Below are 25,031 nucleotides of genomic sequence, written 5' to 3' on the forward strand. Positions count from 1 at the left end.
ACAGAGTCTGTTCTTGGGACCTGCCTGACCATGGAGAAGATTGGTTAATGCTTCGTCACTGGAGCATGATGCCGAAAAGTGTGAAGCGGTTTTCGGACGACATCATGCTCTACTTCTTTGACTCAGAACCGGATTCAGATTTCAGGTTGATTCGACCTGAAATCATCCGGCTCTGGCACGGGTTTTCGCGTTTACCTATTGCTCTGCCTGACCGCCCTTCTTTGCCGCGAACGACGTGAGCGCCGAAAGGAAATCGCCGAGGCCTGGGCGCTTCACGGCGATGAACGGCAGGGGGCGGGCGGTCTCCATCGCGGCGATGCCGATGCGCGCCGTCATCATGCCGTTGACCACGCCTTCGCCGAGTTTTGCCGAAAGTTTCGCGGCAAGCCCGTGGCCGACGATCTGCTGCACGAAACTATCGCCCACCGCGATCGAACCGGTCACCGCCAGATGCGCGAGCACGCCGCGCGCCAGGCGGAAGAAACCGAGCGTGCCTGGACGGCCGCCGTAGAGTTCGGAGAGCCGCCGGATCAGGCGCCCGGCCTCGAACACGACATAGGCGATGTCGACCAGCGCGCGGGGGCTGACCGCTGTGATCAGCGACACGCGCTTCGCCGCCTCCAGGATCATGATCTTGGCGCGGGCATCGAGAGGCGACAGGATTTCGGTCTCGGCCAGCCGCACCAGATTGGCGCCGTCGATGATCTCGCCGCGCAATTCGGCAAGCGAACGGCGGCCAGCGGCGGTTTCGGGTTTTGCCGCGACGAAAGCGGAGAGCTCGTCGACCAGGGCGCGCGCCGCCTTGGGATCGTCGCGCGCCACGGCATCCAGCGCCCGATTCTGCATCTTTTCGACCTCGGCAAGGCGGGCGATGGCGAGGAATTCGCGGACAAGGATGACGAGCAGCGAGAGCAGCGCGATCGCCGCCATGCCGGCCGCCAGCCAGCCGAGCCATTCGGCGCGCGCGAACAGGTCGCGGATCAGCTGGTCGGCCCATAGGCCGACCGCCAGCGAGACGAGCACGCTGAGAGCACCGAAGAACAGCCCGGCAAGCAATGAGCGCTTTCTTGGCGCCGTCGCCGGCGGCGGGGCCGCGGCTTCGATGTCCGGCTCGTCGAAAACGTCGATTTCGGAGGGGATGACCACCGCGACATCCGCCCTGGCCGCGCGCGGCCGGCGCGTCGGTTGCTCCTGCGCGACACGGCTCTGTGACGCTTGCGGCTTCGGTTCGAGCTCGGGCTCGATGCGAAAGGCCGCGGGTTTGCGGGGCGCGGTCATGCCAGATGATCTCCGATCAGGAACTGCAGCGCGCGGTCGAGCCGGATATGCGGCAGGGACAGCGTGACGCCCTCGGCGGTGCGTTCGAGCTTCGGCGGGCGGAAACGCACGAAGCGGATCGCCGGTTCGGCGCTGTCGGGCGGCGATCCGGAATTGTCGAACACCGCATCGACCTTCTCTGGCAAATCGCCCGGGAATATGGCGGTTTCGGTCTTTCCGTCGAATGTCTCGCCGTTGATCTTCTCGCCCTTCAGCGGAGTGCCGATGATGACCGGCAGCATCTCGCGCCCCTGCTTCACCGTGCCTTCGCGGGTCGAGCGAACCGCAGCCATGGCGACGACATCGACAGCGGCGCCGCTGAAATTCGCCCGCGCCACGGCGCGGTCGGTCAGCCGGCGCACGATCGCCTGCAGCCGGTCGTGGCTTTCATGGTGCAGATGGTCAGCCTTGGTCGCCGCAACCAGGATGCGGTCGATGCGGCGCGAGAAGAAGTCGGTGAGGAAATTGCCGCGTCCGGGCCGGAAGCACGACAGGATCTCGGTGACGGCACGCTCAAGATCGGCCATGGCGGCCGGGCCGGCATTCAGCGCCTGCATGGCATCGATCAGCACGATCTGCCGATCGAGGCGGGCGATGTGCTCGCGAAAGAACGGTTTGACGACATGCGTCTTATAGGCCTCGTAGCGGCGTTCCATCATCGCCTGCAGCGATCCGGAGCGCGGCCGGCCTTGCGCCAGCGTCATCAGCGGCGCGAAGGTCAGCGCCGGCGAGCCTTCGAGATCGCCGGGCATCAGGAAACGGCCGGGCGGCAGCGTCGACAGCGCCCGCTCGTCAAGCTTGCAGGCCTTGAGATAGGCGGCGAAGCTTTCGGCCAATCGCCGCGCGGTCATCTCGTCGGCGTCGGCATCGGGATCGATGGCGGAGGCCAGCTCGCGCCAGGCCTGCGACAGGTCGGAGCGGACGGGCAGGGCGGCCAGCTCCAGCGCCTCGCGCGAAAAATCGGCGAAGGATTTGCCCAGCAGCGGCAGGTCGAGCAGCCATTCGCCGGGATAGTCGACGATGTCGACCGATAGTTTTCCGGCTGAAAAAAGCCGGTTCCAGCCCGAAGCCGATTCATATTCGATGGTGAGCCGAAGCTCGGAGATGGCGCGCGTGGAGTCCGGCCAGACGCGGTCGTTCACCAGAGCCGCGACATGATCCTCATACTGGAAGCGCGGAACAGCATCATCCGGCTGCTCCTCGAGGAAGGCGCGGGCGATGCGGCCGGATTTCTGCGCCTCGAACAGCGGCAGGCGTCCGCCACGGATGAGGTTGTGGACGAGAGCCGAGATGAACACCGTCTTGCCGGCACGGGACAGGCCGGTGACGCCAAGACGCAATGATGGAGAGAAGAGCCCGGCGGCGCGGCCCGACAGCGTGTCGAGCGCAATCCTTGCCTCGTCGGTAAAATTGGTCAGCGATGATGCCAAATCAGCCTCTGGTTGCGCGCCAGCGCCCGATATAGGCCTTGGACCGCGGGTTTGAAATGGCCTCAGAGGTCGGCGGGCGTGAGAAAGGCTTCGAGATAGCCGTTGCCCTGCGCCGCTTCGGCGAGGTTGCCCGGAAAGCGCACCACGGCGAGGCCGGAGGTCGGAAAACCGTGGTTCATCATGCCGCGCGCCGCCTCCTCGCCGTCGCCTGACACCGCCATGGCCAGGTCCTCGGTCATCGGATTGTGGCCGATCACCAGAAGCTGGCCAGCGCCGCCATTCTTGCGGATGATGTCGAGGTAGCCGGCCGCATCCTCGCTGTAGAGCGTGTCGAAGAACAGGACCCGGCCGGTGTCGGCGCGCCCCGCCAGGCCTTCCAGCGTCTGCCTTGCCCGCTTGGCGTTGGAACAAAGCGTGACGTCCGGCACGTAGTTGCGCGCCCGCATGGCCTCTCCGATCGCTTCGGCATCGGCCATGCCCGCTTCGTCGAGCGGGCGGTCGAAATCACGCACGCCGGGCAGCGCCCAGCCGGCTTTGGCATGCCGCAACAGATAAAGTCTGCTCAACCGGACCCCCATGGCGCTGCTTTCCCGGCAAAGCGCGATTAGTCACCAGAACCACGTGATGCACAATGGCCGGCGCCAGCAACTGCAACGAATCGTGTGCGAATTCGTTTTGTGCCGTTGAAACAAAGTAGTCGCGCGGGCTGCCGATGCGAGACTAACAATTGCGTGAAACTGTCGCCGATAGCGCTTGTGCGGGCTCTTGTCCCCGAATATATAGGCGCCAAATTTGGGGTTGTTGGGTGAGTCGAATGAACGACATCGTTACCGCCGATTACGTACCCTCCGAAGACGAGCCGTTCATGAATGAACGGCAAAAATCGTACTTCCGTCAAAAGCTTATCACTTGGAAGAACGACATTCTCCGCGAAGCACGCGAAACCCTCGAAATCCTGCAGCAGGAAAACGCCAACCACCCCGACCTAGCTGACCGCGCCTCCTCCGAAACCGACCGCGCCATCGAATTGCGCGCCCGCGATCGCCAACGCAAGCTCATCTCGAAAATCGACTCCGCGCTTCAGCGCATCGACGAAGGCACCTACGGCTATTGCGAGGAAACCGGGGAGCCGATCGCACTGAAGCGGCTTGACGCACGTCCGATCGCAACGTTGTCGATCGAGGCGCAGGAGCGCCACGAGCGCCGCGAGAAGGTCTATCGCGACGATTGACGCGAACCGAATAGGCACGGGAACAATGAAAATGGCCGGAAATCCGGCCATTTTTCGTTTCCGGTGCTCAGGCGCGGAGATGTTCGCCAGTGCCGGCAAGCTGCCGTTAGGTCAGCGCTTGTGGTTGCCCAACTCGCCAAGCAGCTTGGTCATCTCGTCGTCGAGCGAAGGTTTGGCCGCGGGCTTGCTGGGTGGCGGCTGGGAGTGCGTTTCGTCGAGAGAGGTCTCGAGTTCGTGCATCAGCGTGTCGTCGATGGAGTCGTTTGAGGGCGGCGGCGCGTATCGGGTGCTGCCATTCGTCGTCGTCCCGTAGCCCGGCAGCGGCATGACCTTCGCCGTCGGCTGGCTCGGCGCTGCCGGCTTGGGTGCGGGAGCCGGCGCGCGCGGGCGCGCGGCAGCAACTGGCTGGGCGGCAGGCGGCGGCGCCGGCCTGGTAGGGGCGGGTGCGGGAGCTGGCACAGGCTGAGGCGAGCGGGGGCGTGGGGCGGCGGCCTGCTGCTGACCGCTGTCGCCGGTCAACGCCGGGCGGCGAGGTGCTGCGAGCCGGATGTCGCGCTCGACCACGACGTCGGTCGGTCCGCCGATCAGGATCAGGTGCTCGATGTCGTCGCGACGCACCAGCACCAGCCTGCGATGGCTGTCGACGGCGGTGGCGTCCATGACCGCAAGCCGCGTCTTGCGGTTCCTGCCGCCGGCCACGAAGGTGCCGAAGGTCAGGTTGCGCACCACCTTGATCACGAGCAGCACGACGACAAGCAAAATGAGCGCCGCGAACGTCCACAGGATTGCAGCGACATAACCCGGACCCGCCACGCTATCCAGCCACTGCATCGGTGCACCCCAATCGCCATCTTTGAAGTGAGGGGACACTAGACCGTTGGGACCAGCGACCGCAAGTTCACATCACCCATCGTGAACAGTTTGAAACATGAATCATTTGATTTTATCGGACATTTGCCGCCGGGGCCTTTTCCGTTACAGGAGAATGTGATTCAACCGACCGTCCGCGCCCGTCGGACATCGGAATCACGAGCAGGGGGAACATGGCCAAGGAAGCGCGCGGCGATTTCTATCCGGTACCGATCGTCGACCAGAACACGCGTCCGGGCGCCGTCACCAGGCTCATCGTCTTCATCGTCGTGCTGACAGGCGCTGCGATCGTCTTCGGGCTTTTCCGCGAGCGCCTCGGCGATCCGTTCCTGCTCGGCATGCTCGGCGTGCTCGCCATGATCGGCGTCGGCTTCCTGTTCGCGACCGCGATCGGCTTCGTGCAGATCGCACCGCGCTCCACCGGCGACGAACTGTCGAAAGCCTTCGTCGACTCGATGTCGCAGGGCCTGCTCGTAACCGACACCAAGGGCCGCGTGGTCTACGCCAACCGCGCCTATGCCGACATGACGGGCGCCGCCTCGGCCGCCGACCTCAAGACCGTCGAGGGGCTGCTGTCGGATGTCCCCGAGGCGTCGATGACGATCTATCGGCTGGCGTCGGGGCTGCGCGACGGCCAGGCGGGCGACGGCGAGTTCCGGCTGGCGCAGTCGATCAAGCCGGGCGCCGAGCCCGGCGCGCGCTGGTACCGCGCCCGCGCCCGCGCGTTCAGCATGCCCGGGCAAAGGCTGCCGATGCTGGCCTGGCAGCTCGCCGACATTTCGCAGGAGCGGGCCGAGCAGGAGCGTTTCTTCCTCGATCTGCAGAAAGCCATCGATCATCTCGACCATGCGCCGGCCGGGTTCTTCTCGGCCGACCAGGAAGGCCGCGTCACCTATATCAACGCCACGCTGGCCGAATGGCTGGGCATCGATCTTGCCTCCTTCACGCCGGGCGCCATCACGCTGCCGGAAATCATCGCCGGCGACGGCATGGCGCTGGTCCGTTCCGTCAAGGCAGACCCAGGCACCACCCGCAACGCCGTCATCGACCTCGACCTCACCACCATGAGCGGCCAGGCGCTCCCGGTGCGCTTCATGCACCGGGTTTCGGCGAGCCGCGAAGGCGTGAACGGCCCGACGCGCACGATCGTGCTCAACCGCACCCAGGGCGAGGACGCTTCGGCGGAGCTTCGGGCCTCCGAGGTTCGCTTCACCCGCTTCTTCAACTCGACGCCGATGGCGATTGCCGGCGTCGATGCGAACGGACGCATCCTGCGCACCAACGCGCCCTTCCTGCAGCTGTTCTCATCGGTCGTCGACCGCGACGCCGTCGACCGGCGGGTGCGCTTCGAGACCATCATCCACGAGCGCGACCGCCCGGGTTTCGCCGCCGCCTTCGAGAAGGCGCAGCAGCGGCAGGCCAATATCGAGCCGATCGACTCCGTGCTGCCCGGCAATGAGGAACGCCACATCCGCTTCTACGTCAATGCCGTCGCCGACAGCGCGGGCAGCGAAGGCGCCGAGGAATCGGCGATCGTCTATGCGGTCGAGACCACCGAGCAGAAGGCGCTCGAAGGCCAGATGGCGCAGAGCCAGAAGATGCAGGCGGTCGGCCAGCTTGCCGGCGGCATCGCGCACGACTTCAACAACGTGCTGACCGCCATCATCATGGCGTCCGACCTTCTCCTGACCAACCACCGGCCGTCGGACCCGTCCTTCCCCGACATCATGAACATCAAGCAGAACGCCAACCGGGCGGCCTCGCTCGTGCGGCAATTGCTGGCCTTCTCGCGCAAGCAGACGCTGCGGCCGGAAGTGCTCAACCTGACCGATGTCCTGGCCGATCTCAGGATGCTGCTCGCGCGCCTGGTCGGCAACGACATCAAGCTGAAGATCGACCATGGGCGCGACCTGTGGCCGGTCAAGGTCGATATCGGCCAGTTCGAGCAGGTGGTGGTCAATCTCGCCGTCAATGCGCGCGACGCCATGCCAGGCGGAGGCGATCTCACCGTGCGCACCCGCAACGTCACGGCGGAAGAGTGCAAATCCTTCGCCTATCGCGAATTGGCGCCGGCCGACTATGTGCTCGTCGACGTCGAGGACACCGGCAGCGGCATTGCGCCCGACGTGCTGAAGAAGATCTTCGAGCCGTTCTTCACGACCAAGGAAGTGGGCAAGGGCACCGGCCTCGGCCTGTCGATGGTCTATGGCATCATCAAGCAGACCGGCGGCTTCATCTTCTGCGATTCCGAAGTCGGCAAGGGCACGGTGTTCCGCATCTTCCTGCCGCGCCACATTGCCGAGGTGAAGAAGCAGGCCGAGCCCGGCGAGGCGCCTGCGACCGCAGCGGCGGTCCCGACCAAGCAGGCCGACACCGCCAAGGACCTTTCCGGCTCCGCCACTGTGCTTCTCGTCGAGGACGAAGACGCGGTGCGCATGGGCGGCGTCAGGGCGCTGACCTCGCGCGGCTACACCGTGCATGAGGCATCGTCCGGCGTCGAGGCCTTGGAAGTGTTCGAGGCGCTCGGCGGCAAGGTCGATATCATCGTGTCCGACGTGGTGATGCCGGAAATGGACGGGCCGACATTGCTCGGCGAGTTGCGCAAGCGCCAGCCGGACATCAAGTTCGTGTTCGTTTCGGGCTATGCCGAGGACGCGTTCGCGAAGAACCTGCCGGCCGACGCGCATTTCGGCTTCCTGCCGAAACCGTTCTCGCTCAAGCAACTGGCGACGATCGTCAAGGATGTCCTGGAATCCTAGAGCGTTCAGCGGCTTTCCTGGAATTGCTTTAAGTAAGCCAGCGCTTGCGCATCGCGGCCACCCTGTCATGATGGCGACCGGATGGGTCTATCATGGGGGTGGTAGCGCGTGACGCCGCATATCGAGGCGCAGAGGGGGGACTATGCCGAAACGGTGCTCTTGCCGGGCGATCCCGAGCGAGCCCAATGGATGGCGGAAACCTTTCTAGAGGCACCGCGCTGCGTCAACCGGCGAAGGGGGGCGCTGGGGTTCACCGGCCAGTTCCGCGGCAAGCCGGTCAGCATCCAGGCGACAGGCATCGGCGTTTCATCCTTTCTGATCTACGCCCACGAATTGCTCGATTATCATGGCGTGAAAACGCTGATACGCACCGGCACCTGCGGCGGCTTGTCGGAAGATGTGCCTCTGCGCGGCGTCGTTATCTCCAGCGAAGTGCGGGCAGAGGGCGCAATCAGCGGACAGGTGTTCGGGCTTTACCAGCCGGCGGGACCGGACCGGGCGCTGCATGCGCTGGCGATGCGACGCGCGGCCGAGCTCGGCATAGCCTGCAGTGCCGGCCTGACGATCTGCAGCGACGTGTTTCATCATCCCGACGGCCGCGCCCGGTTCGACGAGCCGATAGCGCTGGGAGCGTTGGCCGTCGATATGGAGACCAGCGCGCTCTACCGAATTGCGGCGCAGTTCGGCGCGCGAGCGCTGTCCCTGCTCACCGTTGTCGATCATATCGGCACCGGCGAGTTGACCGATTATTCGGAGCGTCAGGCTCTCTTCACCGACATGACCCGGCTGGCGCTCGAAGTCGCGGCAGCCGGCTAGATTATTGCGTCAATTCCTTGCGCACGGCAGCCACGTCGCCGGATGAAACCGCCGGAGCGGCGTTACCCCAGCTGTTGCGGACATAGGTCAACACGTCGGCGACCTGCTGGTCGTTCAAGCGCCAGGCCAGAGAGGGCATTGCCGGGGTTGTCCGCGCGTGTTCCGTATGCACGGCCTGGCTTCCCGCCAGGACCAGCCGCGCCAGCGTCTCCGTATTGTCCTGCGCAATGATCGAGTTGCCGGTCAGCGCCGGGAACAGGGCGCCGGCGCCCGAGCCGTCACCGCCGTGGCAGGCCGAGCAATTGTCGCGGTAGATGGCCTCTCCCGCCACCATCCTTGCCTGATCGGGTTTTGCCGGTTGGGCGGCGCCCGCATCCGAGCCAAGGCCCTTCAGATAGACGACGACGGCCTTCAGGTCCGCGTCGGTCATCTTCGAGGTCGAGTTCTCGACTGCCTCCGCCATTGGGCCAGACGCGATCGAATGCGCGTTGACGCCGGTCTTGAGGTACTGGATCAGATCGTCCTCGGACCATTTTCCGAGACCGGATTGCGCATTGTTGGTGATGTCGGGCGCGAACCAGCCCTGCAGCGACGCGCCCTGCAGGAAGACGCTGTCCTTGTCGGCGCCGAGGAAGGATTTCGGCGTGTGGCAGGTGCCGCAATGACCTGGCCCCTGGACGATATAGGCGCCGCGGTTCCATTCCGCCGGCTTGGATGGATCCGGTGTGAAGGGTGTCTCGCTGAAGTTGAGCAGATTCCAGCCCCACATGCTGAGCCGGATGTTCAGCGGGAACGGCAACTGGTTGGCTTCGACCTTGTTCGAGATCGGGTCAACCGTGGTGAGATAAGCCCATAGATCGGAAATGTCCTGGTCGGTCATCCTGGTGTAGGCCGGGTAGGGCATCGCCGGATAAAGCCGCACGCCATTGTGACCGATGCCGGTCTTCATCATGTTGCGGAAATCGGCCTCGCTCCAGTTGCCGATTCCGGTCTCGCTGTCGGGGGTGATGTTTGGCGGGATCAGGGCGCCGAACGGCGTTTCGAGCGGCAGGCCGCCGGCCAGGGGCTTGCCGCCGGGCCTTGTATGGCAACCGGCGCAATCGCCGAGCACGGCCTGATACTGGCCGCGAATGATCTGGTCCGCCTGGTCGGCAGCGATGGCGCAGGTCCAGGCCAAGGTAGCGAGGCCTGCCGCAAGGGTGAGCGCGAGCGTCCTCATGCCTGCACCAACGGCGCGCCCGGATTGCGCAGATAATGGTTGCGGATGGCATCGGCGGCGCGGAAAGCCAGCGCGCCCACGGTTCCCGTCGGATTCTTGCCCGCGTTCTGCGGGAAGGCCGAAGCGCCGATGACGAAGACGTTCGGCACGTCCCAGCTCTGCAGGAAGACGTTGACGGCGCTGCGCTTGGGGTCGGTCCCCATGATCGCGCCGCCGGTGTTGTGCGTACTCTGGTACGGCACGCTGTCCCAGCCCTTCTTGCGCCGGCCGACGGCGTATTGCTTGCCGCCGAGCTTCTTGGCGATCTCCTCCATGCGGTCGCAGAGATAGTTCGACATGCGGATGTCGTTGTCCGGGAAATCGAAGGTCATGCGCATCAGCGGTCGGCCGAAGCGGTCCTTATAGGTCGGATCGAGGTCGAGGTAGTTGGTGCGCGTGGCGTAGCTGCTTCCCTGCGAGGAGAAGCCAAGCGTGCTTTTGTAGCCCTGGACGGTCGCCTTCTTCCAGGCGCTGCCCCATTTCGGGGTGCCGGGCAGAGTGGGGCGCGTGCCGATCGGGCGGCCATTGGTCGGAATGCAGTTGATGCCGGCGCCGCCGACGAAGTCGAGGCCGCCGTGGTCGAAGGCGTCGCCATTAAAGTCGTCGATCGTCTGTCCGAGCGCGCCGGCTGCGATGAAAGGGTTGAAGTTCTTGTCGTCGTAGAACACCTGCACGCCGGCATTGGTCTGGTAGCAATAGTTGCGTCCGACCGTTCCTTCGGCGGTGTTAGGATCATAGATCTTGCCGATACCGGACAGCATCATCAGCCGCACATTGTGCAGGCCGTAGGCGCACAGAAGCACGAGATCGGCCGGCTGGAAATATTCCTCGCCGGAGGAGTCAATGTAGGTCACGCCGCGCGCGGACTTACCGCCGGAGGCAAGGTCGACATGCAGCACTTCGCTGTCGGTGCGGACCTCGAAATTGGCCTTCTTCATCAGCACCGGCAGGATGGTCGTCTGGGCGCTCGACTTGGAGTAGTTGGCGCAGCCGAAGCGTTCGCAGAAACCGCAGAACGTGCATTGGCCAAGCGTGATGCCGAGTGGATTTGTGTAGGCGCGCGACATGTTCGCCGACGGGGTCGGGAACGGATGCAATCCCATCGACCTGCCAGCCTCGGCAAACAGGGTGGGCGCGTAGGTCATCTGCATCGGCGGGTTCGGGTAATCGCGCGCCCGCGGGTCCTCGAACGGATTGCCGCCTTCCTGCAATTGGCCCTTGATGTTGCCGGCCTTGCCCGAGATCCCGGCCAGATACTCGAACTGGTCGTAATAAGGCTCCATATCGGCGCCGGTGACGCCCCAGTCCTCGACCTGGAGGTCGGCTATCCGGGCGGCGCCATATTTATTCGTCAGATTGGTCTTGGTCTTGAAGTCGGAATCCCAGAACCGCCAGGTGTGGCCGTTCCAATGGACACCGGCGCCGCCGACGCCGTTGCCCGGCAGGAAAGAGCCGAAATCGCGCATTGGCAGCGCCGTCTGCGAGGGGTCGTTGCGCATCGTCATGGTTTCGACGACCGGCTGCAGGAAGAGGTCGCGACGGATCGAGTAGCGCAACTCATCCTGCGCATAGCCGATGTTGAAGTCGGTCGCGGTATCCCGCCAGGGACCGCGCTCGATGGCAAGCACGTCCAATCCCTGATCCGTCAGCTCATTGGCAAGGATCGCGCCCGTCCAACCGAGGCCGACGATGACGACATCCTTTCGGGGCAGTATCTTCGTCATGGATCAAGCTCCCTTGCCGAGCCATTCCGGGCGCCCGGTGATCGAAACCGGCGGCTGCGGGTAGGGCTGATTGTGCTTGGCGACGTGATCGCGGTAGTCGTAGCGGGCACCCGGAAAGCCAAGCATGCGCCACGACACCATGTCCTTGTTGCCGCCATAGACCGGGTCGGCGAAGAAGCCTTCCATCGTGTTCTGCAGCATTAGTCCGAAGAATCCAGGGCCCTTGACCCCATTGGGCAGCTCGATCTTGCCCGTCTCCATCGCGGTCAGGAACGCATCCTGATCCTCGGGCTTGAGCTCCACGAACGTCTTGCCGTCGCGTTGCTTGAGGAATGCGTCGATGGCCGCAAGTCCGGCGCGATAGCGCTGCGCCGGGTTGGCTTCGCCCTGGTAGCCTTGTGTCGGCAATGCCGGCTTGAACGGCCCTTGCGTGTAGAGCCGGCTCGATGTCCCGAAGGCGCCCACCAACTGCCGGTCGATGTAGACGGCGCAGCCGGCTTCCTTGCCGCCGATGCTGAGGTCGTCATGCGGGATGAGCCTGTCGACGATGGCCTCGACCAGAGCCGCCTCCTGCGGCGTGAAGAACTGCCATCCTCCCGGGACCACCTGCATCGGCGGATCCGAAGTCATGGGCTCCCAGGGCAGCGCGCCTGAGATGGTTCGCGCAAGGCTCACCGCTGGAGCGGTGATCGTGAGCATAGCAACGGAGGAGAGGAAAAGACGCCGATTCACCCGGATAGGATAGCGATGGCTCATATTAGGTCCCTCGAAAATAAACGTGCCCCTCGGGAAGTTATTCCCAAGTTAAAGATGACAAATCGCGTAATCTTTAAGCCGCATAGCTCGATTTGTTGACAGCCTGCGGAAAGATAGACTGTCCGTCAAGCCAATCATCAACCGTGAGTTGGGCCTGTCGTCGTTGTCCGTTGTGCCTGCGTTTTAGATAGACGCAATAATACGTCGGCGCGGATTGTTCCACGCCCTGGGCTTGTCCAGCAGGATTAACCCGCGTCGCTGGTCAGGCAGCTTCCCGCTTCAATGCAGCCTGGTCCTCGGCGTTGGGCCGGTGGCCGCGCAGATAGAGCGCGCAGGTCGTGCGCAGCATGGAGGCGAAGTTCGGGATCTGACCGTTGATCTCGATTGCCTCATCGTAGAGCTTGGAGATGAATTTCGGGGTCGTCAGTCCCTGGCTCTCGGCGATCTCGTCAAGCAGACCCCAGAATGTCGCCTCTAGCTGGATGCTGGTCGAATGGCCGTCGATGCGGATCGACCTGTTGATCTGCCGGTAGCCTTCCGGATCCTGCCCAGCAAAGACTCTGCACATCGGTACCTCCCGTTGTTGTTTGTCTTGGGCGCCGATTGAGCGAGCCGGCGCCTTTTTTGAACACTGCCTGCGCTTGTAATCTTCGATCCGATAGCCGCCGACGGCAATCGGACTTTCGTCCTGAAAGCGCGTCGCCGAAACCGTTCGGCGCGACGCGCTTTAAGTCTTTCGTTTGCTGCATGCCGTTCCCCAAAACCGCGGCACACTTTTGGGCGGCATGCAGCTAGAACTGGAGCGACACTAGCCGTTTTCCAGCTCCACGCGTGGTAATCGGCTGCCACCACCTTTTTTCACCAGCGCGCATAATCGGCTTCGAAAGCATGCAGAGCTCACGGAGTCCGATTTGGCGAAGACGATCCATTCCATGATCAGGGTTCTCGACGAGGCGCGGTCTATCGATTTCTACAACAAGGCGTTCGGCCTCAAGGTTGCGCAGCGGCTCGATTTCGAGACCTTCACGCTCGTCTATCTCAGCAATGGCAGCTCGCCCTTCGAGGTGGAGTTGACCGTGAACAAGGGACGCACCGAGCTCTATGCGCTCGGCGACGGCTACGGCCATCTTGCCGTCTCGGTCGCCGATCTCGACAGCGAGCATGACCGGATCGGCGCGCTCGGTCTCAATCCGAAGAAGATCGTCGAGTTCAACCACGACGGGGCGCTGATCGCCCGCTTCTTCTTCATCGAGGATCCCGACGGCTACAAGATCGAGGTCCTGCAGCGGGGAGGGCGCTTCCAATAGGGGATATTGGCCGCGCATAGGCGCGGCGCCAGCAACGGCACCCCTTTGGGTGCGAACAGCAAGCAGGGAGGAAACAATGGTCACAGTATACGAGAAGAAACCGGTCGATGAGAGGAAGATTGGGCTTTCGCGGCGCGAGCTTCTCAAGCGCGGCGGCGCGGGCGCGCTGCTCATCATCTCCGGCAGCGCCGTCATCAGCCCAGAACATGCCTGGGGTCTGGAAACCGCGACGCTGAAGCCCGAGACGATGGCGACGCTCATCCAGATGGCGCGCGACATCTATCCGCACGACCAGGTGCCGGACAAATATTACGCCATTGCCGTCAAGGGGCACGACGAGACGGCCGCCAAGGACCCGGCCCACAAGGAGTTGATCGAGAAAGGCATCGCCGAGCTCGACAAGAAGGCCGGCAAGGGCGGCTATCGCGGGCTCGGCTGGGAAGAGGAGCGGGTGGCGCTGCTCACCGGCATCGAGAAGACGCCGTTCTTCCAGGCGGTGCGCGGCGGTCTTGTCGTCAGCCTCTACAACCAGAAGGAGGTGTGGCCGATCTTCGGCTACGAAGGCGAATCCTACTCCAAGGGCGGCTACATCGCGCGCGGCTTCAACGACATCGAGTGGCTGTAAGCCGCTCTGTTCCGAACCGTATTTCTACAGATTCATGGGAGGAAACCATGGCAGCATCATTTGATCTCAATAACGACGGCGTGGTCGTCATCATCGGCTCCGGCGCCGGCGGCGGCACGCTCGGCAACGAGTTGGCGCAGAAAGGCATCGACGTCGTCATCCTCGAGGCGGGCGCCCGCCACGAATATGAGGACTTCATCAACGACGAGTGGGATTCCTTTGCCCAGCTCGCCTGGAAGGACAAGCGCACCACCTCGGGCGACTGGCGGGTTGCCAAGGATTTCCCGAACCTGCCGGCCTGGATCGTCAAGTCGGTCGGCGGCTCGACCACACACTGGGCAGGCGCCTCGCTGCGCTTCCAGGAGCATGAGTTCAAGACGGCCTCGACCTACGGCAAGGTCAAGGGCGCGAACCTTCTCGACTGGCCGGTGACGCTGGCCGCGATGGAGCCCTATTACGCCAAGGCCGAGGCCAAGATGGGCGTGACCGGCACCAACAACTGGCCGCGGCTGCCCGGCAACAACAACTTCAAGGTGCTCAAGGCCGGCGCCGACAAGCTCGGCTACAAGGAATGCCACACCGGCAACATGGCCATCAATTCGGTGGAGCGCGACGACCGCAATTCCTGCCAGCAGACCGGCTTCTGCTTCCAGGGCTGCAAATGGGGCGCCAAATGGTCGACGCTCTACACCGAAATCCCGAAGGGCGAGGCGACCGGCCATCTGGAAGTGCGGCCGAACGCGATGGCGATCAAGATCAACCATGACGCTTCGGGCAAGGTGACCGGCGTCGTCTATGCCGATAAGGACGGCAAGCTGCAGGAGCAGAAGGCCCGCATCGTCGCGGTCGCCGGCAACTCGATCGAGAGCCCGCGCCTATTGCTCAATTCGGAATCGTCCAAATTCCCGCATGGACTCGCCAACTCGTCGGGGCAGGTTGGCAAGAACTACATGCGCCATACCACCGGCTCGGTCTACGCCATCTTCGACAAGCCGGTGCACATGTATCGCGGCACCACCATGGCCGGCATCATCCGCGACGAGGCGCGCCATGACCCCTCGCGCGGCTTCGTCGGCGGCTATGAGATGGAGACGCTGTCGCTCGGCCTGCCGTTCATGGCGGCCTTCCTCAACCCCGGCGGCTGGGGCCGCTCCTTCACCACGGCGCTCGACCATTACGACCATATGGCGGGCCTTTGGATCGTCGGCGAGGACATGGCGCGCGAGGAGAACCGCATCACGCTGCACAAGGACGAGAAGGACGAGCACGGCATGCCGATCGCCGACGTCCATTTCGACGACCACCCGAACGATGAGGCGATGCGCGATCATGCCTACAAGCAGGGTCAGGCGCTCTATGCCGCCGTCGGCGCGACCAGGACCTTCCCGACGCCGCCTTATCCGTCCACCCACAATCTCGGCACCAACCGGATGAGCGAGAAGCCGCAGGACGGCGTCGTCAACAAGCACGGCCAGTCGCACGACATCAAGAACCTGTTCGTGTCCGACGGCAGCCAGTTCACAAGCGGCGCGGCGGAAAATCCGACGCTGACCATCGTGACGCTGGCGATCCGCCAGGCCGACTACATCGCAGCCCAGATGTCGGCCAAGACCATCTGAAGCGGTTCGGCGTAACCGCCGACCCGCTCCAGCTATTTTGTTTGACGCAATTCCGGACGGAAAACCGCCACCCACTTTTCCTGGAATTGCGTTGGTCCTCCCGACTGCCTGCTGGCGCGGGACCCGCGAGGGTTCCGCGCCTTTTTTATGCGGGCTATCTTTTGGTGCAGGTCGAGGCCGTGAAGGCGCCGTCCTGCTGCTTCATGATGATGTCGAAGGAGGGACCGCTCGGGTCGTCCAGCGTCGCCTGGCTCATCGAGATCGAATTGCCGCCGCTGGTGTAGCCGCCGAGCGGACCAAGCCAGCTGATCTCGCCGTTGGGGTTCATCTGGTAATTGTAAGGCGGCGGCGCGGCGCCGAAGGTCACCGGGCCGCTATAGAGGTTGCCCTTGATGGTGATGTCGCCGAGGTTGAGGAACAGGCCGAGCAGGTAGACCTCGCAGTGATAGACGCCGTCAGGGAGCTTGCCGTCGGTGAAGTCGGCGCGGGCGCCGCCGGCGGCGGACACGAGAAGCAGGAAAGTCAGGATCGTTCGCAGGGCCATCACGTTGCTCGTTTGCTGCGACCTTGCCCCATTTTGTCGTGAGCCTGCAACAGGGCCAATCGGGCTGATTTGCCTGAATGATGAATGTTTAAGCATTTTTACAATTTGGGCAAAATCTAGGCAGCGTTGCGTAAACTTTTCTCAACCTGCTGCATCGCAGCGGATGCGGAAAGTTTCCGGCTACCTTGTAACCAATTGTAATCTCTTCGCTATCCTGAAATTCCGCCCGACCCATCCCCGTCTGGCACGTCGCTTGCACAGTCTATGTTGCGATGCAAACAACCATGCTTGGGAGTGTGTCATATGAGGGGTAACTTCGCGAAAATAACAAAAATCCTGTCGGCGGGCGTCGTCGCGGCCGGTCTGCTGGCGTCGGCTTCCGCAAGGGCGGCCGAGGACACGATCAAGGTCGGCATCCTCCATTCGCTGTCGGGGACCATGGCGATTTCGGAGACGACGCTGAAAGACGTCATGCTGATGCTGATCGACGAGCAGAACGCCAAGGGCGGCCTGCTCGGCAAGAAACTGGAAGCGGTGGTCGTCGATCCGGCGTCCAACTGGCCGCTCTTCGCCGAAAAGGCGCGCGAGCTGATCTCGAAGGACAAGGTCGCGGCGGTGTTCGGCTGCTGGACCTCGGTGTCGCGCAAATCGGTGCTGCCGGTGTTCTCGGAACTCGACAACATCCTGTTCTACCCCGTCCAGTATGAGGGCGAGGAGAGCGAGCGCAACGTCTTCTACACCGGCGCGGCGCCGAACCAGCAAGCCATCCCGGCGGTCGATTATCTGATGAGCGCCGATGGCGGCTCGGTGAAGCGCTGGGTGCTCGAGGGCACCGACTATGTCTACCCGCGCACCACCAACAAGATCCTCGAGGCCTATCTGAAGGCTAAGGGCGTTCCGGCCGAGGACATCATGGTCAACTACACGCCGTTCGGCTTCTCCGACTGGCAGACCGAGGTTTCTGCGATCAAGAAATTCGGCTCGGCCGGCAAGAAGACGGCCGTGGTTTCGACCGTCAACGGCGACGCCAACGTGCCGTTCTACAAGGAACTCGGCAACCAAGGCATCAAGGCCGAGGACATCCCGGTCATGGCCTTCTCGGTCGGCGAGGAAGAACTGGCCGGCCTCGACACCGGTCCGCTGGTCGGCCATCTCGCCGCCTGGAACTACTTTGAAAGCGTCGACACGCCGGAGAACAAGAAGTTCATCGACGACTGGCACAAGTTCATCAAGAACGACAAGCGCACCACCAACGACCCGATGGAAGCCCATTACATCGGCTTCAACATGTGGGTGAAGGCGGTCGAGAAGGCTGGCACCACCGATCCGGACAAGGTCATCGACGCCATGGTCGGCGTTTCGGTGCCGAACCTGACCGGCGGTTATTCGACGATGATGCCCAACCATCACATCACCAAGCCGGTGCTGATCGGCGAGATCCAGGCCGATGGCCAGTTCGAGACCGTCTCGCAGACGCCTGGCCTGGTCATGGGCGACGAGTGGTCCGACTACCTGCCCGATTCCAAGAACCTGATCTCCGATTGGCGCGCGCCGCTCAGCTGCGGAAATTTCAACGTCGCCACCGGCAAGTGCGGCGGCAAGGGCACCAACTGATCCTCCCAGGTCTGTCGGGTCGCGGCGTGGCCCTGCGATCCGAGACCGCGGCCCGGGCGGGGCCTTCGTGTCCTGCCCGGGCAGAAACCTAAACCTTTGAGATCCGCTGAAGCTGATGATCCTGTTGCGCGCGATTGGCTTGACGCTGCTGCTGACGATGGCAGGCCTGCTGCCGTCGAAGGCCGCCGATGCCGATCTTCGCGCGACCATCGCCAAATTCGCGACAGCCGCCAATTTCTCGGCCACCGAAGCGATCGTGCGCGAGCTGGCGGCCAGCGGCGATTCCGCCGTCGAAAAGCCGCTGTCGGCGCTCGCCGATGGCAATCTCTATATCCGCAAGGCTGATTCCCAGGTCTTTATCGGCAAGGAGGCGGGAGACGGCATCGAATTGCTCGATCCCCTAAGCGGCGAAAAAGCAGCCGACGCCGCCAAGACCGACCTCACCAAGATAAAGGTCAACAACGGGCTTCGTCGCACCATCCGCGACACTCTGGGCTCGCTGACGTTGCGGGCCAAGGACGCGAGCGTGCGCCTGGCCGCCGCCGCGACCATGTTCAAGACGCCCGACGCGGCGAACATCGAGCCGCTCGATGCCGCGATCGCCGCGGAGACCGATCTCGGCGTCAAGGCTTTGTTCGAGCAGGCGCGCGCGGCGTCGGTACTGGTGTCCGACAAGCCCGAAGCCGACAAGCTCGCTGCCGTCTCGGTCATCGCGGCGCGCGGCGATCGCGACGCGCTTTCGTTGCTCACCTCCGCCGAGGCGAGCGCCCAGGGTACGGTCAAGGACGCGGCCACCGCCGCGATCGGCCACATCGACTCCAAGCTGGCGCTCTGGGATGCCGGCCAGAACATCTGGTACGGCATTTCGCTGGGATCGGTGCTGCTGCTGGCCGCGATCGGCCTTGCCATCACCTTCGGCGTCATGGGCGTCATCAACATGGCGCATGGCGAGATGGTGATGCTCGGCGCCTATACCACCTTCGTCGTCCAGCAAGTGATCCGCACTTCGTTCCCTGGCCTGTTCGACTGGTCGCTGGTCATCGCGCTGCCGCTCGCCTTCCTCGTCGCGGGGCTGGTCGGGCTGGCGATCGAACGCGGCATCATTCGCTTCCTCTATGGGCGACCGCTGGAAACGCTTCTGGCCACCTGGGGCGTCTCGCTGATCCTGCAGCAGGCGGTGCGCAGCATTTTCGGGCCGACCAACCAGGAGGTCGGCAACCCGTCCTGGATGTCGGGTTCGTTCGATATCGGCCAGCTGGCCATCACCTGGAACCGGCTGTGGATCCTGGTGTTCGCGCTCCTGGTGTTCGGCGTGCTGCTCTACGTCATGAAGCGCACGCCCTGGGGCCTGCAGATGCGCGCCGTCACCGCCAACCGCCGCATGGCCGCCTCGATGGGCATCAAGACGCCATGGGTCGATGCGCTGACCTTCGCGCTCGGGTCCGGCATTGCCGGCATCGCGGGTGTGGCGCTCAGCCAGATCGACAATGTCTCGCCCAATCTCGGCCGCGGCTACATCATCGACAGTTTCATGGTCGTGGTCTTCGGCGGCGTCGGCAATCTATGGGGCACGCTGGTCGGCGCCTTCTCGCTCGGCATCGTCAACAAGTTCCTCGAGCCCTATGCCGGCGCGGTGCTCGGCAAGATCGTCGTCCTGGTGCTGATCATCCTGTTCATCCAGAAGCGGCCGCGCGGCCTGTTCGCGCTGAAGGGCAGGGCGGTGGAAGCATGATCGCGCAGCGCTTCTTTTCGGGCGACCGCCGCATCCTCGTCACGATCCTCGCCCTGCTGGCAGCCGCCATCATCGTGCCGCTGCTCAACCTGGCGGTCTCGCCGCAAAGCGCCTTTTACATCCCGTCCTATATCGTGGCGTTGGTCGGCAAATATCTCTGCTACGCGCTGCTGGCGCTCGCGCTCGACCTGGTCTGGGGCTATTGCGGCATCCTTTCGCTCGGCCACGGCGCCTTCTTCGCGCTCGGCGGCTATGCGATGGGCATGTATCTGATGCGCCAGATCGGTTCGCGCGGCGTCTACGGCAATCCGATCCTGCCCGATTTCATGGTGTTCTTGAACTACAAGGAGCTGCCCTGGTTCTGGCATGGCTTCGATCATTTCTGGTTCGCGGTGCTCATGGTGCTTGCGGTGCCGGGCCTGCTCGCCTTCGTGTTCGGCTGGTTCGCCTTCCGCAGCCGCGTTACCGGCGTCTATCTGTCGATCATCACACAGGCGATGACCTATGCGCTCCTGCTCGCCTTCTTCCGCAATGACATGGGGTTTGGCGGCAACAACGGCCTGACCGATTTCAAGGACATACTCGGCTTCAGCGTGCAGGCGGACGCGACGCGTGCGGCGCTGTTTGCGGCGAGCGCGGTCACGCTGGCGCTTGCCGTCTTCGTCGCGGCAGCGATCGTGCGTTCCAAATACGGCAAGCTGCTGATGGCGGTGCGCGATGCCGAGAGCCGCACCCGTTTCCTCGGCTGGCGGGCCGAGGACGTCAAGCTCTTCGCCTTCACAGTCTCGGCCATCATGGCCGGCATCGCCGGCGCGCTCTACGTGCCGCAGGTCGGCATCATCAATCCTGGTGAGTTCGAGCCGTCCAACTCGATTGAGGTGGTGATCTGGACCGCCGTCGGCGGGCGCGGCACCATCGTCGGCCCGATTATCGGCGCGCTGCTCGTCAACGCCGGCAAATCCTGGTTCACCGGCGTGCTGCCGGAATTCTGGCTGTTCGCGCTGGGCGGGCTGTTCGTCGCCGTCACGCTGCTTTTGCCCAAGGGCGTCGTCGGCATGTGGGATGCCTGGCGCAGCCAGGCCAAGGCGCTGCGCGCGGCTTCGCTCGCAGCTGAAGCCGGCGCCGATCCGCAGGCGCCGGAGCCGAGGATCGTGCGCTCGGCGGCAAGGACACCGGGTGCCTGGTCCGCCGCCGGCGCCGAACCGCAGCCGGCGGAGTGAGCGATCATGAGCAAGTCGAACACCATCCTCTATCTCGACGGCGTCTCGGTTTCCTTCGACGGCTTTCGCGCCATCAACAACCTGTCGCTGGTGCTCGACAAAGGCGAGATGCGGGCGATCATCGGACCCAACGGCGCCGGCAAGACGACCATGATGGACATCGTCACCGGCAAGACGCGGCCGGACGAAGGCGAGGTGTTCTTCGACGGCCAGGTCGATCTCACCCGGCATGACGAGGCCGAGATCGCCATGATGGGCATCGGCCGCAAGTTCCAGAAGCCGACCGTCTTTGAGAGCCATAGCGTCGAGGATAATCTGATGCTGGCGCTGAAAGGTCCGCGCTCGATCTTCCCCGCGCTCTTCCATCGCCGCTCGGCGGCCGAGACGCGGCGCATCGACGACATCCTCGGCGTCATCCGGCTCGGCGACAAACGCGGCGAGCTCGCCGCCAATCTAAGCCACGGCCAGAAGCAGTGGCTGGAGATCGGCATGCTGCTGGCGCAGGACCCAAAACTCTTGCTCGTCGACGAACCGGTCGCCGGGATGACCGATGCCGAGACCGAGGAGACCGCGCGGCTGCTCAAGGACATCGCCCGCGACCATTCGGTCGTCGTCGTCGAGCACGACATGCATTTCGTGCGCGAGCTCGGCGTCAAGGTCACCTGCCTGCACGAGGGCTCGGTGCTGTCGGAGGGCACGCTCGATTTCGTCTCGGCGGACGAGCGTGTCGTCGAAGTCTATCTGGGGCGATGAGCATGGTCTGGCGGATTCCGTTTTACCGTTTCGATTTCGCTTTCCTGAAGCGCTGGAGAAGGAGCTGACCATGCTCGAAGTCTCCAATGCCACGCTTCACTACGGCGCCGCCCAGGCGCTGCGCGGCGTCTCGCTGAAGGCGGGTGCCGGCAAGATCACCTGCGTGCTCGGCCGCAACGGCGTCGGCAAGACCAGTTTGATGAGATCGATCGTCGGCCATCACCGGCTGACGAGCGGAAGCGTTGCCTTCGAGGGGAAGGCGCTCGACCGGAGCGCGGCGTATGATCGCGCCCGGTCGGGCATCGCATTCGTGCCGCAGGGCAGGGAGATCTTTCCGCTGCTGACGGTGCGCGAGAATCTGGAATCCGGCTTCGCGCCACTCAGGCGCGCGGACCGTAATGTTCCAGCACATGTCTTCGAGCTGTTTCCGGTCTTGAAGCAGATGCTGGGCCGCCGTGGTGGCGACCTTTCCGGCGGGCAGCAGCAGCAACTCGCCATAGGCCGGGCGCTGGTGATGCGGCCGAAACTCCTGGTGCTCGACGAGCCGACCGAAGGCATCCAGCCTTCGATCATCAAGGATATCGGCCGCGCCATACGCTACCTGCGCGACCGGGCGGGGATCGCCGTGCTTCTGGTCGAGCAGTATCTCGACTTCTGCCGGGAACTTGCCGACGAGGTCAACATCATGGATCGCGGCCAGATCGTGCATACCGGGCCAGCCGAGGATCTCGACCGGGCGGATGTGCGGAAGTTCCTGACGGTATAGCGCCGGTCGTCATCCTTGAGCAAAGCAAGGAGCGTGGCGACGCCGCGTAGACCCAAGGATCCATGCCATGACCGATGCCGGATGCGGCGGTGCGGAATATTGGCCATTCAACCTCGCTCCTACCACCCCAAATTCCGCACCGTTGGTGACGCGTCCAAGTAACGGCATGGATCCCTGGGTCTTCGCTCCCTCCGCGTCGCTACGCCCAAGGATGACGAAGTGTTCGGCGGCTCTGGTGCGTCGAACATCGCATGCTAGTCTTTTCCTGGCCTTGGTGAGTCGGCCGCTTTCCGTACCAGTCGCGAATGAGGGGGAAGGCGCGCACACCGCCCGCAAGTTCCACGCAAGCAAGCCTGCCTAGCTTTCCCCGCAGTGATTGTCGGTCAACGCGTCCAAAAAGATTCGTGCCAGGGGATGGCGATGGAACGTTTTGTCGAGGACTACCAGAAGCGGCGGCTCACCGATCGCGTCGATATCATGACCGCGATCAACATCCTGATGTCGCAAGGCTATGACGAGGATGATCTGCTGGGCGAAATGACCAAGGTCTTCTACGTCGATCTCGACGCCTTCAATGACGTGATCTCACACCATTGAGAGTTCGCACGCGGCGGTAAAACTCAACCGGCGCGGCGGAAATCAAGGACGCGGTTGCGGCCGCCGCGCTTGGCGGCATAGAGCGCCTTGTCGGCGGCGCTGAGCACTTTGTCGAAGCTCATGCTATCTGTGCTTCCAAATGCGAAGCCGGCGCTGACCGTGCAGCGCAGCGGCCCGGTCTCGGTCTCGACCGCACGTGCGGCGAACGCGGCCCTGACACGTTCGGCTGTGGCCTCGGCGGCCTCGGGCAAGGTGCGCCTCAACACCATGGCGAATTCCTCGCCGCCCATGCGGGCGACGGAGTCGTGCGGGCGCAGATCGGCAGAGAGCACTTCGGCAAAGACCTTCAGCACCTGGTCTCCCGCAGCGTGGCCGAACTGGTCGTTGATTGCCTTGAAACCGTCGAGGTCGAACACCACCACAGCCGTGAAAGCGCCGACGGGCTTTTTGCCGTGCAGGTCGAACAAAGCGCGGCGGTTGAGCAGCCCGGTTAGCGCATCGGTTTGCGCTTCTCGCTGATGATGGCGGGCAAGCCGCCCCTGGTTGAGCGCCAGCGACAAGGCGCCGATGCCGGTCATGGAGGCGATGACGATGACGAGACTCAGATCCTCCGCCCAATTGCTCGGCGCATGGCCGAGGACCAGCCTGCCGTCCCATGCCAGCACGGCCGCGCATGCCACGAAGGACGCGGCCGTCAGCGAATAGAGCAGCGCCACGCCGATGAGATGAACGGGCGCTTCCGCGCGGCCCCGCCAATATTCATACGCCGTGCCGAACAGCAGCAGCGCGGCCAGCGCGTTTTCCAGCATGAATCCCAAACCGTCATAGCCGAACGCCATCGGCGGCAGCGCGAGAGCATAGGAAATGCCGGCGCCGAGCGCGATAAGCGGCAAAGGCGAACGTCTTGTCCTGAATTGATGGGCGGCGCCCAGCATGACCGAGAAGCCGAGCAGCAACAGCGCCAGTGTCGCCACGCCAAGGGCCGTTCCGGGCCTCTCGATATAGGCGTCGTAGACAAAGACTTCGACCACCACGACCAGCACGCTGATTGCCCAGGTCAGCAGGAACCTGTCGGAGCGCGCGGCCAGCCAGGTTCCGAACAGCGTGAGGCTGAGGCAGGCGGCGGAGAAGCCGACGGCCAGAAGCAATGAGTTGTAGTCGAGCAGCATGCACGCGTCCTTGCCGGCGCCGGGCTTCTGCAACCTGACGTAGGTCCATTAGTGCAGCAAGGAAGTATCGATTGCGTTACGATCGCCGCGAAGATTGCGGCATTCGCCCCTTATCAGCCTGCCATCCGCTTCATCAGCGCCATGGCGCCGAACGGCGCGCGCACCTTGCCTTCGGTGATGAAGTAAGCGAACACGTCGCGCGGCTGGACCGGCGCATCGGTCTTGGGATCGGCGCGCGGCAGGTCGGCCGGCTGCTTGCCTTGCGCCCAGGTCTTCACCCGTCCCGCCCATTCGTCGAGGCCTTTCGGCGTGTAGCAATCGGGGTTGTCGTCGCTGCCTATCTGCAGCCGCGCATAGACGAAATCGCCGGTGACGTCGGCGATCGCCGGATATTTGGCGTGGTCGGCATAGACGATCGCGGCTTTGTATTTTCGGGCGAGCGCCGGGAATTCCGGCACGATGAAGCTGTCGTGGCGCACTTCCAGCGCATGGCGCAAAGGCACGCCATCCTGCTGCTCGGGCAGGAGTTTGAGGAAAGCTTCGAAATCGTCGGCGTCGAATTTCTTGGTCGGCGCGAATTGCCACAGGATCGGACCGAGCTTCTCGCCGAGCGCGGCGACGCCGGAGCCGAGGAAGCGCATCATCGATTCGCCGGCTTCGCCGAGCACGCGGCGGTTGGTGACGAAGCGGTTGCCCTTGAGCGAGAAGACGAAGCCCTCCGGCGCTTCGTTGGCCCATTTGACGAAAGTCGGCTCCTTGAAGCTGGAATAATAGGTGCCGTTGACTTCGATGCTCGGTACCTGGCGGCTGGCGTATTGCAGTTGCTTGGCCTTGGCGAGCTTCTCCGGATAGAAGGAGGTGTCCCAGGGCTCGAAAGTCCAGCCGCCCATGCCGGAGCGGATCGTTCCTTGGCTCATTGTCTTC

General features: G+C 63.7%; 23 protein-coding genes. 12 read left to right on the plus strand and 11 right to left on the minus strand.

Annotated elements, in window-relative coordinates:
- Positions 1–195: 195 nt before the first annotated feature.
- The 3 genes from LB572_RS15365 to LB572_RS15375 all read right to left on the minus strand — a co-directional run bounded on the left by LB572_RS15365 (position 196) and on the right by LB572_RS15375 (position 3,313).
- Positions 196–1,278, minus strand: a complete 1,083-nt coding sequence (locus tag LB572_RS15365) for a YcjF family protein (RefSeq protein ID WP_140806619.1) — start codon at positions 1,276–1,278, stop codon at positions 196–198.
- Positions 1,275–2,747: a YcjX family protein gene (locus LB572_RS15370; RefSeq protein WP_224668298.1), complete on the minus strand. Its 1,473-nt coding sequence runs from the start codon at positions 2,745–2,747 to the stop codon at positions 1,275–1,277. The genes LB572_RS15365 and LB572_RS15370 overlap by 4 nt, the downstream gene beginning before the upstream one ends.
- 62 nt (positions 2,748–2,809) lie before the next feature.
- A complete protein-coding gene (locus LB572_RS15375; protein WP_224668299.1) occupies positions 2,810–3,313 on the minus strand; it encodes a SixA phosphatase family protein in 504 nt (167 codons plus the stop codon).
- Positions 3,314–3,561: 248 nt separating this feature from the next.
- Here LB572_RS15375 and dksA point away from each other — a divergent pair, with 248 nt between their 5' ends.
- Positions 3,562–3,978: an RNA polymerase-binding protein DksA gene (gene dksA / locus LB572_RS15380; RefSeq protein WP_040972254.1), complete on the plus strand. Its 417-nt coding sequence runs from the start codon at positions 3,562–3,564 to the stop codon at positions 3,976–3,978.
- Between the two features lie 111 nt (positions 3,979–4,089).
- Here dksA and LB572_RS15385 read toward each other — a convergent pair whose 3' ends face one another.
- Entirely contained in the window at positions 4,090–4,809 is a 720-nt protein-coding gene (locus LB572_RS15385; protein ID WP_224668300.1) for a flagellar biosynthetic protein FliO, read from the minus strand.
- Between the two features lie 212 nt (positions 4,810–5,021).
- On the opposite strand from LB572_RS15385, the gene cckA reads away from it, so the two are divergent.
- On the plus strand, positions 5,022–7,607 hold the full coding sequence (gene cckA, locus LB572_RS15390; protein WP_140807329.1) for a cell cycle histidine kinase CckA: 2,586 nt from the start codon (positions 5,022–5,024) through the stop codon (positions 7,605–7,607).
- A gap of 108 nt (positions 7,608–7,715) precedes the next feature.
- Complete coding sequence (locus LB572_RS15395; protein ID WP_224668301.1) at positions 7,716–8,423, plus strand: DeoD-type purine-nucleoside phosphorylase; 708 nt, start codon at positions 7,716–7,718, stop codon at positions 8,421–8,423.
- A gap of 1 nt (position 8,424) precedes the next feature.
- Here LB572_RS15395 and LB572_RS15400 read toward each other — a convergent pair whose 3' ends face one another.
- The 4 genes from LB572_RS15400 to LB572_RS15415 all read right to left on the minus strand — a co-directional run bounded on the left by LB572_RS15400 (position 8,425) and on the right by LB572_RS15415 (position 12,729).
- The gene (locus LB572_RS15400; RefSeq protein WP_224668302.1) at positions 8,425–9,642 is read right to left on the minus strand and encodes a cytochrome c; all 1,218 of its coding nucleotides are present in this window, start codon (positions 9,640–9,642) and stop codon (positions 8,425–8,427) included.
- On the minus strand, positions 9,639–11,405 hold the full coding sequence (locus tag LB572_RS15405) for a GMC family oxidoreductase (RefSeq protein ID WP_140807326.1): 1,767 nt from the start codon (positions 11,403–11,405) through the stop codon (positions 9,639–9,641). The genes LB572_RS15400 and LB572_RS15405 overlap by 4 nt, the downstream gene beginning before the upstream one ends.
- A gap of 3 nt (positions 11,406–11,408) precedes the next feature.
- On the minus strand, positions 11,409–12,035 hold the full coding sequence (locus tag LB572_RS15410; protein ID WP_318014038.1) for a gluconate 2-dehydrogenase subunit 3 family protein: 627 nt from the start codon (positions 12,033–12,035) through the stop codon (positions 11,409–11,411).
- A gap of 388 nt (positions 12,036–12,423) precedes the next feature.
- A complete protein-coding gene (locus LB572_RS15415; protein WP_040987133.1) occupies positions 12,424–12,729 on the minus strand; it encodes a ribbon-helix-helix domain-containing protein in 306 nt (101 codons plus the stop codon).
- Positions 12,730–13,072: 343 nt separating this feature from the next.
- Between LB572_RS15415 and LB572_RS15420 the strand changes: the two genes are divergently transcribed.
- The 3 genes from LB572_RS15420 (at position 13,073) to LB572_RS15430 (ending at position 15,712) form a co-directional block, all read left to right on the plus strand.
- Complete coding sequence (locus tag LB572_RS15420; protein ID WP_224668303.1) at positions 13,073–13,468, plus strand: VOC family protein; 396 nt, start codon at positions 13,073–13,075, stop codon at positions 13,466–13,468.
- A gap of 76 nt (positions 13,469–13,544) precedes the next feature.
- Positions 13,545–14,093, plus strand: a complete 549-nt coding sequence (locus LB572_RS15425) for a gluconate 2-dehydrogenase subunit 3 family protein (RefSeq protein WP_140807324.1) — start codon at positions 13,545–13,547, stop codon at positions 14,091–14,093.
- Between the two features lie 47 nt (positions 14,094–14,140).
- Positions 14,141–15,712 carry a GMC family oxidoreductase gene (locus LB572_RS15430; RefSeq protein ID WP_224668304.1) on the plus strand — a complete coding sequence of 524 codons (1,572 nt, stop codon included), beginning with the start codon at positions 14,141–14,143 and terminating at the stop codon, positions 15,710–15,712.
- A 154-nt stretch (positions 15,713–15,866) separates the two neighbouring features.
- On the opposite strand, the gene LB572_RS15435 is transcribed toward LB572_RS15430, so the two are convergent.
- The gene (locus LB572_RS15435) at positions 15,867–16,256 is read right to left on the minus strand and encodes a hypothetical protein (protein ID WP_140807322.1); all 390 of its coding nucleotides are present in this window, start codon (positions 16,254–16,256) and stop codon (positions 15,867–15,869) included.
- A gap of 303 nt (positions 16,257–16,559) precedes the next feature.
- Here LB572_RS15435 and urtA point away from each other — a divergent pair, with 303 nt between their 5' ends.
- From urtA to LB572_RS15465, 6 genes are all read left to right on the plus strand, one after another.
- On the plus strand, positions 16,560–17,870 hold the full coding sequence (gene urtA / locus LB572_RS15440; RefSeq protein ID WP_140807321.1) for an urea ABC transporter substrate-binding protein: 1,311 nt from the start codon (positions 16,560–16,562) through the stop codon (positions 17,868–17,870).
- Positions 17,871–17,985: 115 nt separating this feature from the next.
- The gene (gene urtB, locus LB572_RS15445; RefSeq protein ID WP_224668305.1) at positions 17,986–19,602 is read left to right on the plus strand and encodes an urea ABC transporter permease subunit UrtB; all 1,617 of its coding nucleotides are present in this window, start codon (positions 17,986–17,988) and stop codon (positions 19,600–19,602) included.
- Positions 19,599–20,822 carry an urea ABC transporter permease subunit UrtC gene (gene urtC, locus LB572_RS15450; protein ID WP_224668306.1) on the plus strand — a complete coding sequence of 408 codons (1,224 nt, stop codon included), beginning with the start codon at positions 19,599–19,601 and terminating at the stop codon, positions 20,820–20,822. The genes urtB and urtC overlap by 4 nt, the downstream gene beginning before the upstream one ends.
- A gap of 6 nt (positions 20,823–20,828) precedes the next feature.
- Complete coding sequence (urtD, locus tag LB572_RS15455) at positions 20,829–21,575, plus strand: urea ABC transporter ATP-binding protein UrtD (protein WP_140807318.1); 747 nt, start codon at positions 20,829–20,831, stop codon at positions 21,573–21,575.
- Between the two features lie 70 nt (positions 21,576–21,645).
- Entirely contained in the window at positions 21,646–22,341 is a 696-nt protein-coding gene (urtE, locus tag LB572_RS15460; protein ID WP_224668307.1) for an urea ABC transporter ATP-binding subunit UrtE, read from the plus strand.
- A 420-nt stretch (positions 22,342–22,761) separates the two neighbouring features.
- Positions 22,762–22,938, plus strand: coding sequence for a hypothetical protein (locus tag LB572_RS15465; protein ID WP_181179699.1), 177 nt, complete (start codon positions 22,762–22,764; stop codon positions 22,936–22,938).
- 23 nt (positions 22,939–22,961) lie between these two features.
- Here LB572_RS15465 and LB572_RS15470 read toward each other — a convergent pair whose 3' ends face one another.
- Both LB572_RS15470 and LB572_RS15475 read right to left on the minus strand, forming a co-directional pair.
- On the minus strand, positions 22,962–24,107 hold the full coding sequence (locus tag LB572_RS15470; RefSeq protein ID WP_140807316.1) for a sensor domain-containing diguanylate cyclase: 1,146 nt from the start codon (positions 24,105–24,107) through the stop codon (positions 22,962–22,964).
- A 113-nt stretch (positions 24,108–24,220) separates the two neighbouring features.
- Positions 24,221–25,024 (minus strand): DUF72 domain-containing protein, encoded by an 804-nt coding sequence (locus tag LB572_RS15475; protein WP_224668308.1) that lies wholly within the window; start codon positions 25,022–25,024, stop codon positions 24,221–24,223.
- Positions 25,025–25,031 lie beyond the last annotated feature (7 nt).

This window comes from Mesorhizobium sp. BH1-1-5 (assembly GCF_020165615.1).
GTDB lineage: Bacteria > Pseudomonadota > Alphaproteobacteria > Rhizobiales > Rhizobiaceae > Mesorhizobium.

What these genes read in the sequence shown, in the direction of transcription:
- LB572_RS15365 (WP_140806619.1), bottom strand. Translation starts at nt 1,278, where the DNA reads ATGACCGCGCCCCGCAAACCCGCGGCCTTTCGCATCGAGCCCGAGCTC.
- dksA (WP_040972254.1), top strand. Translation starts at nt 3,562, where the DNA reads ATGAACGACATCGTTACCGCCGATTACGTACCCTCCGAAGACGAGCCG.
- LB572_RS15385 (WP_224668300.1), bottom strand. Translation starts at nt 4,809, where the DNA reads ATGCAGTGGCTGGATAGCGTGGCGGGTCCGGGTTATGTCGCTGCAATC.
- cckA (WP_140807329.1), top strand. Translation starts at nt 5,022, where the DNA reads ATGGCCAAGGAAGCGCGCGGCGATTTCTATCCGGTACCGATCGTCGAC.
- LB572_RS15400 (WP_224668302.1), bottom strand. Translation starts at nt 9,642, where the DNA reads ATGAGGACGCTCGCGCTCACCCTTGCGGCAGGCCTCGCTACCTTGGCC.
- LB572_RS15405 (WP_140807326.1), bottom strand. Translation starts at nt 11,405, where the DNA reads ATGACGAAGATACTGCCCCGAAAGGATGTCGTCATCGTCGGCCTCGGT.
- LB572_RS15410 (WP_318014038.1), bottom strand. Translation starts at nt 12,035, where the DNA reads ATGACTTCGGATCCGCCGATGCAGGTGGTCCCGGGAGGATGGCAGTTC.
- LB572_RS15415 (WP_040987133.1), bottom strand. Translation starts at nt 12,729, where the DNA reads ATGTGCAGAGTCTTTGCTGGGCAGGATCCGGAAGGCTACCGGCAGATC.
- LB572_RS15425 (WP_140807324.1), top strand. Translation starts at nt 13,545, where the DNA reads ATGGTCACAGTATACGAGAAGAAACCGGTCGATGAGAGGAAGATTGGG.
- LB572_RS15430 (WP_224668304.1), top strand. Translation starts at nt 14,141, where the DNA reads ATGGCAGCATCATTTGATCTCAATAACGACGGCGTGGTCGTCATCATC.
- LB572_RS15435 (WP_140807322.1), bottom strand. Translation starts at nt 16,256, where the DNA reads ATGGCCCTGCGAACGATCCTGACTTTCCTGCTTCTCGTGTCCGCCGCC.
- urtA (WP_140807321.1), top strand. Translation starts at nt 16,560, where the DNA reads ATGAGGGGTAACTTCGCGAAAATAACAAAAATCCTGTCGGCGGGCGTC.
- urtB (WP_224668305.1), top strand. Translation starts at nt 17,986, where the DNA reads ATGATCCTGTTGCGCGCGATTGGCTTGACGCTGCTGCTGACGATGGCA.
- urtC (WP_224668306.1), top strand. Translation starts at nt 19,599, where the DNA reads ATGATCGCGCAGCGCTTCTTTTCGGGCGACCGCCGCATCCTCGTCACG.
- urtD (WP_140807318.1), top strand. Translation starts at nt 20,829, where the DNA reads ATGAGCAAGTCGAACACCATCCTCTATCTCGACGGCGTCTCGGTTTCC.
- urtE (WP_224668307.1), top strand. Translation starts at nt 21,646, where the DNA reads ATGCTCGAAGTCTCCAATGCCACGCTTCACTACGGCGCCGCCCAGGCG.
- LB572_RS15465 (WP_181179699.1), top strand. Translation starts at nt 22,762, where the DNA reads ATGGAACGTTTTGTCGAGGACTACCAGAAGCGGCGGCTCACCGATCGC.
- LB572_RS15470 (WP_140807316.1), bottom strand. Translation starts at nt 24,107, where the DNA reads ATGCTGCTCGACTACAACTCATTGCTTCTGGCCGTCGGCTTCTCCGCC.
- LB572_RS15475 (WP_224668308.1), bottom strand. Translation starts at nt 25,024, where the DNA reads ATGAGCCAAGGAACGATCCGCTCCGGCATGGGCGGCTGGACTTTCGAG.